General features: G+C 47.7%; 12 protein-coding genes. 5 read left to right on the top strand and 7 right to left on the bottom strand.

Annotated features, from left to right (window positions below; genetic code table 11):
* Positions 1 to 499: 499 nt before the first annotated feature.
* The 4 genes from B9A32_RS07125 to B9A32_RS07110 all read left to right on the top strand — a co-directional run bounded on the left by B9A32_RS07125 (position 500) and on the right by B9A32_RS07110 (position 7,199).
* Positions 500 to 1,267, top strand: a complete 768-nt coding sequence (locus tag B9A32_RS07125; RefSeq protein ID WP_084067953.1) for an enoyl-CoA hydratase/isomerase family protein — start codon at positions 500 to 502, stop codon at positions 1,265 to 1,267.
* Between the two features lie 120 nt (positions 1,268 to 1,387).
* On the top strand, positions 1,388 to 3,535 hold the full coding sequence (locus B9A32_RS07120) for an acetate--CoA ligase family protein (protein WP_084067950.1): 2,148 nt from the start codon (positions 1,388 to 1,390) through the stop codon (positions 3,533 to 3,535).
* 359 nt (positions 3,536 to 3,894) lie between these two features.
* Entirely contained in the window at positions 3,895 to 4,878 is a 984-nt protein-coding gene (locus B9A32_RS07115) for a TAXI family TRAP transporter solute-binding subunit (protein ID WP_084068222.1), read from the top strand.
* Between the two features lie 242 nt (positions 4,879 to 5,120).
* Complete coding sequence (locus tag B9A32_RS07110) at positions 5,121 to 7,199, top strand: TRAP transporter permease (protein WP_084067948.1); 2,079 nt, start codon at positions 5,121 to 5,123, stop codon at positions 7,197 to 7,199.
* 237 nt (positions 7,200 to 7,436) lie between these two features.
* Here the strand turns inward: B9A32_RS07110 and B9A32_RS07105 are convergent, their stop codons facing one another.
* The 5 genes from B9A32_RS07105 to B9A32_RS07085 all read right to left on the bottom strand — a co-directional run bounded on the left by B9A32_RS07105 (position 7,437) and on the right by B9A32_RS07085 (position 12,695).
* Positions 7,437 to 8,840 (bottom strand): ATP-binding cassette domain-containing protein, encoded by a 1,404-nt coding sequence (locus tag B9A32_RS07105; RefSeq protein ID WP_170923744.1) that lies wholly within the window; start codon positions 8,838 to 8,840, stop codon positions 7,437 to 7,439.
* Positions 8,830 to 9,453: a metallophosphoesterase family protein gene (locus B9A32_RS07100; RefSeq protein ID WP_084067943.1), complete on the bottom strand. Its 624-nt coding sequence runs from the start codon at positions 9,451 to 9,453 to the stop codon at positions 8,830 to 8,832. Before B9A32_RS07100 ends, B9A32_RS07105 begins: the two co-directional genes overlap by 11 nt.
* Before the next feature lie 238 nt (positions 9,454 to 9,691).
* Positions 9,692 to 11,230: a leucyl aminopeptidase gene (locus tag B9A32_RS07095; RefSeq protein WP_084067941.1), complete on the bottom strand. Its 1,539-nt coding sequence runs from the start codon at positions 11,228 to 11,230 to the stop codon at positions 9,692 to 9,694.
* Between the two features lie 164 nt (positions 11,231 to 11,394).
* Positions 11,395 to 11,871 carry a C40 family peptidase gene (locus tag B9A32_RS07090; RefSeq protein ID WP_212637845.1) on the bottom strand — a complete coding sequence of 159 codons (477 nt, stop codon included), beginning with the start codon at positions 11,869 to 11,871 and terminating at the stop codon, positions 11,395 to 11,397.
* A 14-nt stretch (positions 11,872 to 11,885) separates the two neighbouring features.
* Complete coding sequence (locus B9A32_RS07085) at positions 11,886 to 12,695, bottom strand: TatD family hydrolase (protein WP_084067936.1); 810 nt, start codon at positions 12,693 to 12,695, stop codon at positions 11,886 to 11,888.
* Positions 12,696 to 13,256: 561 nt separating this feature from the next.
* Here B9A32_RS07085 and B9A32_RS21315 point away from each other — a divergent pair.
* Positions 13,257 to 13,397 carry a hypothetical protein gene (locus tag B9A32_RS21315; RefSeq protein ID WP_170923736.1) on the top strand — a complete coding sequence of 47 codons (141 nt, stop codon included), beginning with the start codon at positions 13,257 to 13,259 and terminating at the stop codon, positions 13,395 to 13,397.
* 233 nt (positions 13,398 to 13,630) lie between these two features.
* On the opposite strand, the gene B9A32_RS07080 is transcribed toward B9A32_RS21315, so the two are convergent.
* Together B9A32_RS07080 and B9A32_RS07075 are read right to left on the bottom strand one after the other, a co-directional pair.
* Entirely contained in the window at positions 13,631 to 14,626 is a 996-nt protein-coding gene (locus B9A32_RS07080; protein ID WP_084067934.1) for a DMT family transporter, read from the bottom strand.
* A gap of 95 nt (positions 14,627 to 14,721) precedes the next feature.
* Positions 14,722 to 15,318, bottom strand: a complete 597-nt coding sequence (locus B9A32_RS07075; protein WP_212637844.1) for an HD domain-containing protein — start codon at positions 15,316 to 15,318, stop codon at positions 14,722 to 14,724.
* Positions 15,319 to 15,355 lie beyond the last annotated feature (37 nt).

Here is a 15,355-nt window from a genome sequence, read left to right as displayed (position 1 = left end):
CGGCTTTGAAATGAAGCCCGAAAGTTGAGTTATAAAATAATCGCCATAGTGCCACGGCCAAGACAAAAAAGGACTGCTGCTTCGCAAATGCATGAAATTCGCGTGTGTCAGCAGTCCTTTTACGCTATTTTCCCCTCCTTATACATTGAATTCCATACCACACATCGGGCTTGATCATAACGTCGACCATTTTTGCAATAAAATTTTAATGGTAAAATAATATCTTTAATTACAAGACATTACGGACTATAAAATCCTATCCACGTATGGTAGCCTAATTGATAATCATCTCCCACGCACCCCACCTTTGATGATTGGCGTCCCCCCCGGATTAACTGTATTGTTTCATCCGCCGCCATGCCTCCAAAAACCGTCAACCATTTTTAGGATCATATGAATTATTTTCTTACAAATTATTGTTTGATTTTACACCGCCACCGGGATATGGTCTTTTTTAAGGCCATTTCCCAAAAGATCCTTTCAAAAAGAGGTGATTTTCATGACCCATCAATGCATTATTTACGAAAAAAAACAAAACATCGGTGTGATAAAACTCAACAGGCCCCGGGTGCTCAATGCCATGAATCGTCAATTGTGGCTGGAGATGCTGGAGGTGCTGGAAGCTGTTCAGCAGGACAGCAAGATCAAGGCACTGATATTCACCGGAGAAGGCCGTGCCTTTTCCTCCGGTGCAGATCTTAAGGATTCCCGGGACAGAACCATTGAAGATTACAGAATTTATCTGGAGTCTCTCCAGGAGGCATCCCGGAAAATCATCCGTTTTGAAAAACCCACCATTGCCGCCATCAACGGATATGCACTGGGTTCGGGGTACGAACTTGCCCTGGCCTGCGATATCCGCATTGCAGCAAAAGATGCCCTTATCGGTTCCCCCGAGGCAAAGGTGACCTCTTCGGTGACCGGAGGGGCCTTTCGCCTGGTTCAGGACCTGGTGGGACCGGGCAAGGCCCGGGAGCTTCTTTTCACTGCAGAAAACATCACAGGAGAGGAGGCGGCCCGCATCGGTCTTGTGAACCTGGCGGTTGCCCCTGAAGTGTTAATGGATGAGGCATTTAAAATGGCCGAAAAAATTGTGGCCAACTCGGCATTTTCTTTAAAATTGATCAAAAAAGGATTGCTCATGGCCCAGGGGGAAACCGGCCTTGAAGCCCTCATGGACTATGAGGTGGAAGCCTGCCTTGCCTGTGTGTCCACCAAAGAACGGGAACAGTCACTGACAAATTTCGAGCAACGTAAAAAAGAATAAAATAACGACATGTTTCATTTTTCAGACAGATGTACCCATTTTCCGGGAAAACTTTATGAAAAAGTGTAAACTACTTTTGAAGCTGTATGAAAGATGCCAAAATAACAAGGGAGTTCAGCCATGCTTGATAAGGTACTCAATGCCAGATCCGTTGCCATTGTCGGCGCCTCAAAAAATAAAACAAAACGAGGATTTCAAGCCATAAAAGCCCTCCAGAACGAAGGATTTGAAGGCGAAATATATCCCATTAATCCCAAGGAAGAGATGATTGCAGGTCTCTGCTGCTACAAGGATATCACCCAGATTGACGGCCCGGTTGACCTTGCCCTGATCACCACGCCGGCCCGCACCATTCCCGGTATTTTAGAACAATGCGGAAAAAAAAAGGTGGCAGGAGCTGTCATCATTGCCGGGGGATTCCGGGAGCTTGGCACCCGGGGAAAAGCCCTGGAAGAGGAAATGATACACACCGCCCAAAAAACAGGGGTTCGCCTCATCGGCCCCAACACCTCGGGTATTATCAACCTTAAATCCCACATGAACCTTGCGGGGATCCCCAATGTTCCCCAGGGGAAAATCGCCCTGGTGTGCCAGAGCGGTAACATGGCCCTAACCCTTATCACCGAAGCCACCGTAAGAAAACACGAAGGATTTACCTATTATGTGGGGGTGGGCAATGAATCTGACATAAAATTCCATGAATACCTTGAATTCTTTAGAAATGACCCCGACACCAAAGCCATCCTCATGTATGTTGAGGGTATGAGTGAAGGGCGAAAGTTTCTCCAGGAAGCCCACAAAACAAGTGTTGAAAAACCCATTATTTTGTTAAAAAGCGGACGATCCGCCACCGGCAAAAAATCAGCAGGCTCCCACACCGGCTCCCTGGCTGGCATGAACGAGGTGGCAAAACCGGCCTATGAACGGGCCGGAATTATTGTCATTGAAAATTCCGATGAACTGTTTCCCGTGGCAAATACCCTGGCCAGCCAGCCGGCCATAAAGAATAACGCCATTGCCATCCTGGCCGACGGTGGCGGACATGCCACCATCGGGGCCGACCTCTTGTCCGATTACGGAATTAGTCTGCCGGAGCTCACAGAGCAGACCCGGAACAAACTGCGTGGCATCCTGCCCCAGGCAGCTTCGGTGGTGAACCCCGTGGATGTGGCAGGGGGTACCGATTCAGATCCCAGCTTGTTTGCCGATTGCGCCCAGATTATTTTAAATGATCCCAATGTGGGGGGGCTTCTCATTGTAGGACTTTTTGGCGGTTATGGTATACGGTTTGAACAAAGTCTTGCCATAGGAGAAGAGGCCGCGGCCCATCAGCTGGGAAACATGGTGAAGAAAAAGAAAAAACCCATTATTGTTCATTCTCTGTACAGCGCCTATGATTCCCATGCCCTGGATCTTTTACGACATTATAATATACCGGTTCACGATTCTTTGGATGTGTCGTGTAAATGCGTGGCCAGTCTTTGTAAATACGGTGCTTATTTAAAATCCTACCATGCTGTCACAAACTTTGTCTTTAACTGGCATGCCCGGGCCAAAAAAACCGGCCAACAGATCATTGCAAAAGCCCTGGAAGAAAATCGCCATGTACTCCTGGAAAACGAAGCCAAAAAACTCATCAAGCTCCACGGTGCCCCCACCTCTGTGGGACATGTGGCAAAGAATGAAACAGAGGCCTGGGATATTGCAAAAAAAATTCCCGGAAAGGCGGTGTTAAAAATTGTTTCACCGGATATTCTCCACAAAAGCGACGCCTGCGGCGTAAAGCTAAACCTGAAAACAGAAACCGAAGTTAAACAGGCATTCCGGGAAATCATTAAAAATGCAGAACACTATCTTTCCGGTGCAGATATCCGGGGAGTCCTTGTCACCCCCATGGCCCAGAAAGGCCTTGAAATCATTATCGGTACCAAAGTTGATGAGCAGTTTGGGCCGGTGATCATGTATGGACTTGGGGGAATTATGGTGGAGATCATGAAAGATGTCACCTTCTGGGTGTTACCTGTTTCTCCCACTTCCTGTAAAAAAATGATTGAAGATACAAGATCTTCTGTGCTTCTGGACGGTGTCCGGGGCCATAAAGGATATGATAAAAAATCATTGAAAAAATTAATTTCCATGTGCTCGGAACTCATTGAAGCCTATCCGGAAATAGAAGAAATGGATCTTAATCCTGTGATTCTTTACGAAGAAGGACTGGATGTGGTGGATGCCAGAATTATTCTGAAAAAACCGCTCCCCGGAACTTGATGTACAGGTAAAACAAATTAACTCTTTACAAAAATAATTTGAACTTGTAACGTTTACGGGCAGTACATTAAAACTGTGTTTCATAAAAAAATGCCCGGTTACCCGGTTTTTTATCATACAAAAGGCAGGGATCTGCCCTGCCATCCACCCCCCAATTATAAAACCGGTTCACGGCATCCATTGTTTGTATCCTTCAAGCAAGGTCAAAAGCACTTTACGCTTTTTACGGCTACCCCGGGTGGTCTTAAAATCCAGGGAGTATTTCAAGTGTCGTTGTGGGCAGACTGAAATCAAAATAAGGTCTGCCCATGGCAGTTATATATGCAATGATGCACAACCTTTTAACTTGGGAGATCAAAATGAAAAAAGCATTTGTTTTAAGCACCGCCATTTTATTTGCAACCATTCTTTTTCTGGGAACCGGTATCACTGAAAGCCATGCAAAAACCACCTTTGTCACCATTGGCACCGGTGGTATCACCGGCGTATATTATCCCACCGGCGGAGCCATTGCTAAGATCGTCAATAAAAAAAGAAAAGAGTACGGCATCAGATGCACTGTGGAATCCACCGGCGGGTCTGTTTTCAATATCAATTCAATTTTATCCGGAGATCTTGATTTCGGCATTGCCCAGTCCGATCGTCAATACCAGGCAGTAAAGGGCATTGCCGACTGGAAGGACAAAGGCCCCCAAAAAGACCTTCGGGCCGTGTTCTCCATCCATGCGGAAACCGTTGACCTCATTGCCGCCGTGGATGCCGACATCAACAGTTTTGCAGATCTTAAGGGAAAAAGGGTTAACATCGGAAACATTGGTTCAGGGCAGCGCCAAAACGCCATTGACGCCCTCGCTGCCAACGGCTTGAACTGGGAAACCGATTTTCATCCAGAAAGCCTCAAGGCAGCCGAAGCACCGGGACTGATCCAGGACGGCAGAATTGATGCTGCTTTTTACACCGTAGGTCACCCTTCCGGATACTATAAAGAAGCCACTTCGGGTGTGCGTAAAGTTAAATTTATCCCCATTTTAAATGTTGAAAGCCTGCTTGCGAAATTTCCCTACTATGCGAAAGCAGCCACCCTGATGAAAAACTACCCAGGGGCAGCCAACAAAGAAGCTTCTGTCCCCACCTTTGGCGTCAAGGCGACTTTTGTAACCTCCGCCGCAGTATCCGAGGATGTGGTGTATGCCATAACCAAGGAGGTATTTGATAATTTTGAAGCCTTTACCAAACTTCATCCCGCCTATGCAGGTCTTACCAAAGAGGCCATGCTCACGGGCCTGTCTGCGCCCTTCCATCCGGGAGCCTTAAAATATTATAAAGAAGTCGGTCTGAAATAACCGCCATGGGCAGGCCTTATTTTATCCCCGGTCTGCCCACAACACCCCATACAACCGGTGAGGTTTGGCAAAGGTTTTTTTAGTTGTCTATATCCTTGATGGTCTCGTAAAAAGTCCAAGGTGCACTCTTTAACCACAACCCATTGAGAGCAATCAAGGCCCAACCCCGCATATGTTGTGGTAAAAAAAATCGTGGACTGACTTTTTAAAGGTCCATCATCCTTAATTTTGGATGAAGAGATATGAGTTATTCCGAAGTTGATACACAAAATAAAGGTCTGGAACTGGCCAGGAAAATGGCCGAGGAAGAAGAAGGCATTGCCCGGCGCCCCCGGGGGGCTGAAAAATGGGTCATCCCCACCATTGCCGTGGGCTGGAGTTTATTTCAACTTTCCATTGCCAGCTGGCTCATCCTGGATTCCACCTATATCCGCTCCATCCATCTGGGGTTTGCCCTGCTCATCGTATTTTTGAATTATCCTGTTCTTTCCAAAAAACGATTTGGCCTGAAATTTCTCTCAGCCACCCACAGAATTCCGCTGTCTGACTATGCCACCGCCATTGTTGCCTGTCTTTGCGCACTCTATATTGTCCTTGATTTTAAAGGTATTACAATGCGTTACGGCGCACCCATTCCACGGGATATTGCGGTGGGAATTCTCTTGACCCTGATGCTTCTGGAGGCTGCAAGAAGAGTCATTGGCCCTGCACTTCCCGTCATTGCTGTCTGTTTTTGCATCTATGCCTTTTTCGGCCCCTACATGCCCGACCTCATTGCCTTTAAAGGAACTTCATTAAATCGATTTGTGGGCCAGATGACCATGTCCACCGAGGGTATTTACGGCATTCCCCTGGATGTATCAGCCACCATTGTCTTTTTATTTGTTCTTTTCGGGGCCATGCTGGACAAGGCCGGAGCCGGGCACTATTTTATCCAGCTGGCCTTAAGCCTTTTGGGGGGATTCAAGGGCGGACCGGCCAAGGCCGCCATCCTGGGAAGCGGGCTCACCGGCATGGTGTCTGGCTCCAGCATTGCCAATATTGTCACCACCGGCACCTTTACCATTCCCATGATGAAAAAAGTGGGATATCCCCCCACCAAGGCGGCAGCCGTTGAGGTGGCCGCAAGCACCGACGGACAGCTGGCACCCCCCATCATGGGAGCGGCGGCCTTTATCATTGCAGAATATGTCAATGTCCCCTATGTGGAAGTGATCAAAGCTGCCGCCATTCCGGCCTTTGCCTCCTATGCTGCCCTGTTTTACATCACCCATATTGAAGCATCCAAATTGGGATTAAAGGGCATGTCCAGAAAAGAGCTGCCGGTATTTTTTAAAACCTTTCTGGGGGGCCTTCATTTCATGCTGCCCATTGGCCTTTTGCTTTATGAACTGGTGGTGGTGCGGCACTCCCCTGAACTTGCCGCATTTCATGCCATCTGGGTGATGACCCTGATCATGCTTTTCCAGGAACCTGTCAAGGCGTACATGGCCAAAGAGCCCGTTGTTCCTGCCATACACCGGGCCGTGAACAACATTTTTTCCGCCATGGCTTCAGGGGCCAGAAACATGGTGTCAGTGGCTTTGGCAACGGCGGCGGCGGGTATCATCGTGGGGGTGGTGGCCCTGGGCCTGGGAGGCTTAATAACGGAAATCATTGATGTGATCTCCATGGGCAATATTTATATCATGCTGGCCATCACCGCCATTGCAAGCCTGATCATCGGCATGGGACTTCCCACAACAGCCACCTACATTGTCATGGCGTCTTTAACAGCCCCTGCCATTGTAACCATTGCAGGTTATCAGGAGTGGTTTGTACCACTGATGTCAGCCCATCTATTCTGCTTTTATTTTGGCATCCTGGCCGATGACACCCCTCCGGTGGGGCTTGCAGCCTATGCTGCGGCAGCCATTGCAAAATCGCCCCCCATTGCCACGGGGCTCCAGGGGTTCATGTATGACATTCGAACAGCCATACTGCCTTTCATGTTTATTTTTAACTCCGATCTCATCCTGCATGAGATTTATTCCTGGCCCCAGGGACTTTTAATTTTTTTCATGGCCTGCATGGGAAACTTTGCCTTTGCATCGGCCACCCAGGGCTGGTTTGTGGCAAAAAACAAAATCTGGGAAGTGCCGTTGTTTTTAAGTGTCACCGTCTGTGCCATGCGGCCCGATGCCATAGCTTCCCTGGTGGGGCTGCCCCATGAACAGCGCTACTATATTTATCCCGTTGCCCTGGCCATTTTCGGTATTATTTACCTGATCCAGAAACCCAGAATGCCCAAAAAACCGGCCATGGCTTCTGTTCTGGAATAACCGGCATGTTCTGTCAGACACAATGAATATTGAAAATGGTATTATGCCGCCGCCCCCCCCCGATGGGCAATGGTCCCGGACCGGAACTGTAGACAGCTCAATTGTCCGGTTCCTATTGCCCATCGGGGGGGGCGGCTCTGCTGAGGTTATCTTGGAGGCTGCCTTTTCTTATAAAAAAACGTCCCAATTAGCACCACGGACAAAGCCACTCTTAACTTAAATGGCTTGCACGAGTTTTTAATTATTAAAATCCTGGACCTTAAGTTGATGGGTCAGGCACTCCAGGTGATCCCTGGGGTCATGACTTACAAAGAGGATGTGGGTGTTACTGTTGGCACTGATGTAATCGATAAGGGCCAGCACCCGGGCCCGGTTGACATTGTCAAGGCCCTGGCAGGGTTCGTCCAGTATCAGGATCAGGGGCAGCTTGACCACGGCCCGGGCAATGAGGGCCAGGCGTTGTTCGCCATAGGACAATGTGGAAAAATATTTTTGCTCTTTTTCCCCAAGCTTTAAAAGCTCAATCCACTTTTTTGCCACATCGATCTGGGTGGCCGTGGGGGTATCATAAAGGCCAATGGTGTCAAAGAATCCGGAAACCACCACCCCGAGCAAGGTGGCACCGGCCCGGTAATCCCGGTGCAGCTCGGCCCCCACAATGCCATAATGGCGCTTTATATCCCAGATACTTTCCCCGCTTCCCCGTTTAATGCCAAACAGGGTCAAGTCCTGACCATAGGCCTTGGTGCTGTCACCGGAAATAAGCTTTAAAAGGGTGGATTTGCCACAGCCGTTGGGCCCCAGGATGTGCCAGTTCTCCCCGGGACGGAATGTCCAGTCAAGGTTGCTGAACACTGGAATGTCATTAAAGGAAACAGAAATATTCTTTGCCCGGACAAAGGGGGCCTCCGGGTCCAGGTGATCGTAGGTAAAACAATCGGGCAGGTGGTGGGGCAAGGAGATATCATGGGCATTGTGCCGTTGCCAGGCCCGGGAAGCTGTCACGGCTTTGCGATCTCCTTTTAAAACGATTTTTCCCTTTTCAAGATAAATCATGTTTTTAATGGCATGGGGAAGATCCGGGTGATAAAAATCCACCAGGATCACGGCAGTACCCTGCCCAATGACCGTGTTGATGATGTGGGTCAACTGTTCCCGGGACCCAATGTCCAGACCGGCATAGGGGGCGTCCAGAACAAGAACATCGGGATCTGCTGCCAGGGCCCGGGCCATTAAAACCTTGCGGATCTCACCGGTGGACAAAATCTTAAAGGGTTTTTCCAAAAGGTTGGCAATGCCCGACAAATTGACGGCAGCGGTGCGGTTGGGACCCTGTCCAATGATTTCTCCGGCGGTGCGGCCCCAGTCAATGCCCCCTTCCATCTCCTCGCTGCAATCCATTTTGCGATCCTGTTCCAGTATCTGATCTTCCAGGGCAAAGCCAAGAAAACCCACCCGGGGGGAAAGCGATACAGTGCCCTGATCCGGGATCTTCTCCCCTGCAAGAATGGCTGCCAGCAGGGATTTTCCACTGCCGTTTCTGCCACACACCAAAAGGGGTTCTCCCGGGGGCAACTCGTAATGATCAATGGTAAGCACAAGGCTGTTGGTCCCGGCACAGCAAAGGTTTTTAATTTTCAAGGCTTTTTCCTCCGGGATAATCAAGAATCACACCTTGGGGGCCGGGATTGATCACACAAACCCCTGAAATGGAGTCCCGGCAATTCCAGGCTTCATGGATATGACCGCACACGGCAAGACCCGGGGAACGGGTTTCTATGAATTCCCGGATGGCCCGGCTGCCAAGATGCTGATTGTTCCCGGCAAGATCCAGGCAATTCAACGGGGGGGAATGGCTGATCAGCACACAATTATCCGGGGCTTTGGCAAGAAGGGTCCGGGCCACGTCTTCAGCCACATCCACGGACCATTCTCCAAAGGGGGTCACCGGTGTGGAGCCCCCAATGCCAAAAAAAGTATGACCATTGATGGTGACCCCGCGGCCATGGAGTATCCGGGCTGCCGGCCATGGGGCACAGGCCCGGGCAAGTTCCTCCGGGCTTTCATGGTTGCCAAACACCAGCAGGGTGGGTGTTTCAATGGCAGAGAGCCGGGCAATGGTTTTATCAAGTCCCTTGCGAAAGGTGGCGTAATCACCGGCTCCGATTACCACATCCACCTGCTTTGACAATTGTACAATATGCTTACACACATTTTCATCACAGTGAACATCACAAAATAATAATAATTTCACAAATCAATCCTGGATGGACGTCTTGCACGTCCGTTTTAATAACTGCCATGGGCAGACCTTATTCTGATCCCGTTCTGCCCACAAAAAAGCTTGAAATACGCCTCTGATTTGCGGAGTATTTCATATAAACTGCCACGGGCAGATCATATAGGGATTTGACCTGCCCACAACGAAAGTTAAAACTTTAATCATTGCAAGGCTTTGGGTGGAGTTTCATATAAAAAAAACACCAGGCCCATCAAGCCCCCACTGTTCCTTTTTTCCAGTTTCGAATCACATCAATAAAGGTGCGGGCCCCCATGCCGGACGGTCCTTTGGGAATGTATGTTTTTTCTGTAAAATTCCAGGCAGTTCCGGCAATATCCAGATGTGCCCAGGGAGTCTTTCCCACAAAATGCTCCAGATAGGCGGCCGCAGTGATGGTTCCGGCGGCTTTTCCCCCAACGTTTTTAATGTCCGCCACCTTGGATTCAATCTGTTTGGTGTATTCTTTACCCAGGGGCAGTCGCCACATGGGTTCTCCGGTGCGTTTTCCCGCGATTTCCAGGCATTGAACCAGGGCATCGTTATTGCTCAAAAGAGAGGTGTAGTGGTGCCCCAGCCCCATGATGGCAGCCCCTGTCAATGTGGCAATATCCACCACACAGGTGGGCTCAAAGGTTTTAATGCCATAGGCCAGGGCATCGGCCAGGATCATGCGACCCTCGGCATCTGTGTTCACGATCTCCGAAGATGTGCCGTCGTAATGACGGATGATATCCCCGGGTTTTACTGCCCCGCCTCCGGCCATGTTGTCCGTGGCCGGAATAATGGCCACCACTCCGAGTTTGGGTTTTTCCCGTCCCACAGCTTCCATGGCAGCCAGCACGGCAGCCCCGCCGCACATGTCATATTTCATCTCTTCCATGCCCGGCCCCGGTTTCAGGCTGACCCCTCCGGAATCAAAGGTGATGCCCTTGCCCACCAGGAGCAGGGTTTCATGTTTTCCAGGGGGATGATATTCCAGAATCACCATCTTAGGCGGCTCTATGGAGCCTTGATTCACAGCCAGAAGTCCCCCCATGCCCATTTGTTTCATGTCCGCCGTATTGAGCACACTGAGCTTAAATTGAAATCGTTCAGCCAATTCACCGGCATGGGTGGCAAAATCAGAAGCAGTCCAGCCATTACCGGGCTCATTGGCCATATTTCTTGCAGAACAGGCTGCCCGGGCTGCAATCCCACCCTTTTTCACCCCTTTTTTCAAATCATTCATGAACTGATCTGAAAAAAATTTAATATCTTTAATACCTTTATAAGCCTCTTCATCCGGCTTTTCTTTTTGATATTTGTCAAAACGATAATCCCCCAGCACAAGGCCTTCTGCCAGGCATTCCCCCATGGTTTCAAGGGAACAGATCTCCAGGTCAGAGGTCCGGACCATGATGCTTTGCGCCTTTATCTTTCCTGCGGTTTTGGCAATGGTTCCCCCGGCCTTTCTAAGGGCCTCCCTCACGGCGAACTCATCTGCCAGGTCCTTTTCCCCACCAAGCCCCACAACCAGCACCCGTCTGGCAGAAAATTCGGGGGTAATTTTGCTCTGCTCCGGATAATAGAGAAGGGTTTGATTTTCTTTACCGGAAAAGTCACCCAGTTCATGGACATGGGTCACCATGGCCATGATTTCATCATCACACAAGGGCACTTGCTTTTCCCGTTTCAGCGCACAAAACACAAGCAGATCGCCTTTAAAGTCATAAATATTTTTCTGGGTCACCGTTAATCGGGTTGATTTCATTATTATAACACCCCCTGTCAAGCAATGTGCGGTTTGATGACGGCACCATTGCATAATTAAAAACAAAAACGTAACCGGAGCCCCACAGAGCCCGATCATGTAAGATTAAAATTCACCTTAATAATTGTATCAGCAATTGTAAAGAACAAAGAACGTAGGCGGAATCATTTTACTTTAATGACTTTCCAGATACGGGGAGCCCAGTAGGGATTTTTCAAGGTGGAAATAATGACCCCTTTTTTTGCAGAGGCGTGGAGAAATTTCTCATTGCCCACATAGATACCCACATGGCGGGATCGGGTGCCGGTTTTGAAAAATACCAGGTGACCGGGCTTTAAATTTTTTCTATTAACTCTCTTACCCACCCTGGCCTGACGGGCCACAGTCCTTGGCAGGCTGATACCAAATTTCTGTAAAAAAATCAGATGAACCAGAGCAGAACAATCCACCCCTTCTTGCCCCATGCCGCCGCTTCGGTATGGGGTGTTTGCCCACTTTTCATATTGATCCATGAGGGCTTGCCTGGTTTTTTCTGCATGGTCCAGCTTTACAATGGATTGTGACGGGGGGGCCGGAGAAATGCTCCCGGCATATCCGGATGAACCGCCGCCACAGGCAGGCAGATACAGCAAAAGCAACATGAAAAAAAGGGCTTTCACGGTATACATCCATCTGGAACATTGGAACTTGGATTGTGATCAGAAAATTTAAACAAACGCATGGCATTGGCAAAAGTTGCATGGGCCAGGGTATCAATGGATTCGTCCCTCAATTGGGCCAGGGTTTTCAAAACCAGATGCACATGGGCCGGTTCATTGAGCCCTTCCGGGGCACCGGTGGGCAAGATATCCGGGGTATCTGTTTCAATGAGAAGCCGCTCCAGGGAAACCACACGGGCCGCCTGTTGAACTTTTTTATTGCGGGGGCGGGTCAATGATCCTGAAAAAGAGATGTATGCCCCTGATTTTTCAAACACCTTTACCATGTCCGCTGACCCGGAATAGGAGTGAATCACACCGCCATGGGGCAGCCCCCCATTTTCTTTTAAAAGGTCTGCCAGCAATCCAAAGGCCTTTCTGCAATGGATATTGACAGGTCGTTTATATTTTTTGGCAAGCGCCAGCTGGGACAGAAATACAGAAATCTGATCCGCCTCATTCCTGGGGGAAATGACCCTGTCCAAACCGATCTCCCCCACGGCAGCACCGGTTGTCTGCAAAAGGTTTTCAAGATTATCCAGCCAATGGGGGGATCTTGGGGCGATGAACCAGGGATGAAGGCCAAAGGCCGGAACAATGCCGGGATATCTGTCTGCCAGGATAACAATATCGTGCCAGTCATGCTCCTGCACCCCGCAGCACACCATGTGGGTCACCCCGGCGGCCATGCTTCTGTGCATCACCCGCTCAATGGTGCTGAAAAGGCGCGAGTCCTGAAGATGGGTATGGGCATCACATAATCTCATGGTAAAATCCTCCTACATCCCATTCTGAAATATGAAATTCCATTTAAAGACAAATATACCAAGGCCGTGCAGTTTCATTTTTTCCACGCTTTTACCAATGATATCAGATTTATGAATGGCTGAATTTCACAGTACCGTTTTGAAATAGGCGGTGTCAAGATTTAACCGGAAACACCGTGTGGTCCATAGTGTAAAATTATCTTCAGCCTGGGTGGGTGATCCTCAACCGGACCGGAAAAGGCACACAGAGTCAATTAAAATCACTGCATTTATTTTTTATGCGGCCAATCTGCCAATTAATCCGGCAAAAGCCAAACCATTAAACCCTTGTTAATTAAAATAATACAAACATATATGGTAGTTTAAACCTATAAATGAACCCCCTTTTCTTAAGCATTGCACTACTGTGGTGAGTGCATAGATTATTTCCAACAAAGAAACACCGCAGCCAAGAAAAATTTCAAATGCTGCAAAACAAAATACCTGCCCCAGAATGGCAGGGATAAACAAAAAATAAAGATTAACATACTAAGGGGTATGTTCGCATATATGGAGGCTACCATGGAAAATACAGAAAAAAATTACATCGAATCTGACAGCGAGAGAGAAGAAGGACACGTAGATACCCGTCACCATAACTTCGAGTGCAACAATCCAGATAAAAATCTGGGATGTGACCCCGGTATTGATGTGGCTGGATAATCAATAAATTTTATTTTCATCAGAGCATCTTTTTAAATCTGAAATGACACTTGAAATATGTTATAAATTTCACAAATCAAACATACAAACTAATCCTTCTGAGCGCATACGGAACTGAGTTAAAAATCTGATGAAATCTTTAAAGGCAAACTCGAAAATTTTGGGTTTGCCTTTTATGTTTTAGAAGGGCCATACCCCTTTTTTTGCATAAAATTTATCAAATGATCTGTTCTCTATTTTTGCACAGATGTCTTTCGTGCCTGAACAACCGGTGCAAGAACGATTGCCAATACAATGAGAATGGCAGCAATCACTTCCCGGGCTCCCATAGTTTCATCAAAGGCCAGCCAGCCGATGATGAACATTGTGGGCAGCTCAAAGGTGCCAGTAGCTGCTGAACGGTTAGGTCCAACACAGGGGCAGGCCCATGTGTACAATAATTGGGGCAACAGCGCAGTAAAAAAAGTGATTCCGGCGATGGCAAACCAGTGGTCTGGTATGGCGTATATAAATTCGGCACCAGTGGATTCAAGCACCAAGGGTATCAGCCCCATGGTAGCGCCAAGGGTTGCGCACGCCAAGCGCTCATAGGTGGTTAGTCTGTGCAGACAACCGCTGATAACAACAATGATAAATCCAAAGCTTATGGGCGCCGGTAATGACCAGAGAAGTGCCTTCACCGACGTTCCGGATAAATTATCCGGTGAAAAAATCAAACAAACGGATACCATCACCAAACCCACGGACATGACCCCGCGCAATGTTGGCCGCTGTCCCACCATTGGCCAAGCAAATAACAGCGTAAAGACCGGATAGGACATATAAACAATGCCTGCTACGGCAATGGATGCCACCTTGATCGCTTCCAGATATCCAATCCAGGACAACCCCATGAATAATCCACTGAATATCAGCAATAATGCTTCACGCCATTTTTCACGGGAAAAGGGAAGAAAAGGAGCCATTAATAAGGCTGTGAATCCATACCGATATAAAGCGATTGCAGCTGAACTTGTTCCGGTTTCCTGAAGGGTTTTGGCAAAAAGCGGCACGATGCCGAAACATACCGCTGTAAAAAGCAGAATCAATGTTGCGCCCAGATGACCCAGATGGGCATAATTCTCAATGATGAAATTCAATTTAAAGACAAATTTACCTGGGTTATCAATCTTCATTTTTCCCACGCTTTTATAAATGATATCAAATTTACGAAAAACTGAATTTGACATTAGCGTTTTGGAAGATGAATTGTCAACATTTAAGCTGAAACACCGACAATTCAAAAGTGAAAGGTGTGAGTGTGAAGTTTAGATTTTCATTCGGATTAACCTGAATATTTAAAAGTCCTGAATGAATGGTCATTTATCCTTGATGCAATATCAATAAGCCCATGGCTTTCCGGAAGTTCCAACAGATCTTTATTCAGTGGACTTTCTCTTTTCAATCGGAATCTATCCAATTTATCTGCATCACTTACAATTTTTGCTTCAAGCGCAGGATACGTCCAAGTAAATGCATCCGATTGACAATGATATCGTATTGTTTTTATAATCAATTCTTCATTGCAATCTATATAATGTGTATTAATAAACCGGCTGGCAATTTCAGCAGATTGATCCGCATGAAAAGGATCTTTTCCATCATTTTCTCTACCATTATCATGCAAAAGTGCTGCAATCGTTATGATACGTAAATCAATCTCTTTATCTGCCTGGAGCATGCCGGAAAGCATGTTAACAAAAAATAAAACCCAATTTGCATGAGCCCTCCCATGAATATCATATCTTATTGTAACAAAAGGAAAAATTTTCAAAACCATTTGAATTATCTGAGTAAGATTGTCATGAGATGAAACTTGACCACTTTTTTCTCCATAACCCGTTTTGGGCTTAGTTCTAACTTCGCCCACTTTGAGTAACACGCATCAGGTAATAATTATTAACTCATTTGAATTTATC

The sequence above is a fragment of the Desulfocicer vacuolatum DSM 3385 genome, assembly GCF_900176365.1.
Taxonomy (GTDB): Bacteria; Desulfobacterota; Desulfobacteria; order Desulfobacterales; family Desulfobacteraceae; genus Desulfocicer; species Desulfocicer vacuolatum.
Note: the sequence above shows the minus strand (reverse complement) of the source record. Positions and strands in the feature narration are given on the sequence as shown.

Excerpts from the sequence above, each read along its gene's own strand:
- B9A32_RS07125 (WP_084067953.1), top strand. The coding sequence starts at position 500 with ATGACCCATCAATGCATTATTTACGAAAAAAAACAAAACATCGGTGTG.
- B9A32_RS07120 (WP_084067950.1), top strand. The coding sequence starts at position 1,388 with ATGCTTGATAAGGTACTCAATGCCAGATCCGTTGCCATTGTCGGCGCC.
- B9A32_RS07115 (WP_084068222.1), top strand. The coding sequence starts at position 3,895 with ATGAAAAAAGCATTTGTTTTAAGCACCGCCATTTTATTTGCAACCATT.
- B9A32_RS07110 (WP_084067948.1), top strand. The coding sequence starts at position 5,121 with ATGAGTTATTCCGAAGTTGATACACAAAATAAAGGTCTGGAACTGGCC.
- B9A32_RS07095 (WP_084067941.1), bottom strand. The coding sequence starts at position 11,230 with ATGAAATCAACCCGATTAACGGTGACCCAGAAAAATATTTATGACTTT.
- B9A32_RS07090 (WP_212637845.1), bottom strand. The coding sequence starts at position 11,871 with ATGTTGCTTTTGCTGTATCTGCCTGCCTGTGGCGGCGGTTCATCCGGA.
- B9A32_RS07085 (WP_084067936.1), bottom strand. The coding sequence starts at position 12,695 with ATGAGATTATGTGATGCCCATACCCATCTTCAGGACTCGCGCCTTTTC.
- B9A32_RS21315 (WP_170923736.1), top strand. The coding sequence starts at position 13,257 with ATGGAAAATACAGAAAAAAATTACATCGAATCTGACAGCGAGAGAGAA.
- B9A32_RS07080 (WP_084067934.1), bottom strand. The coding sequence starts at position 14,626 with ATGTCAAATTCAGTTTTTCGTAAATTTGATATCATTTATAAAAGCGTG.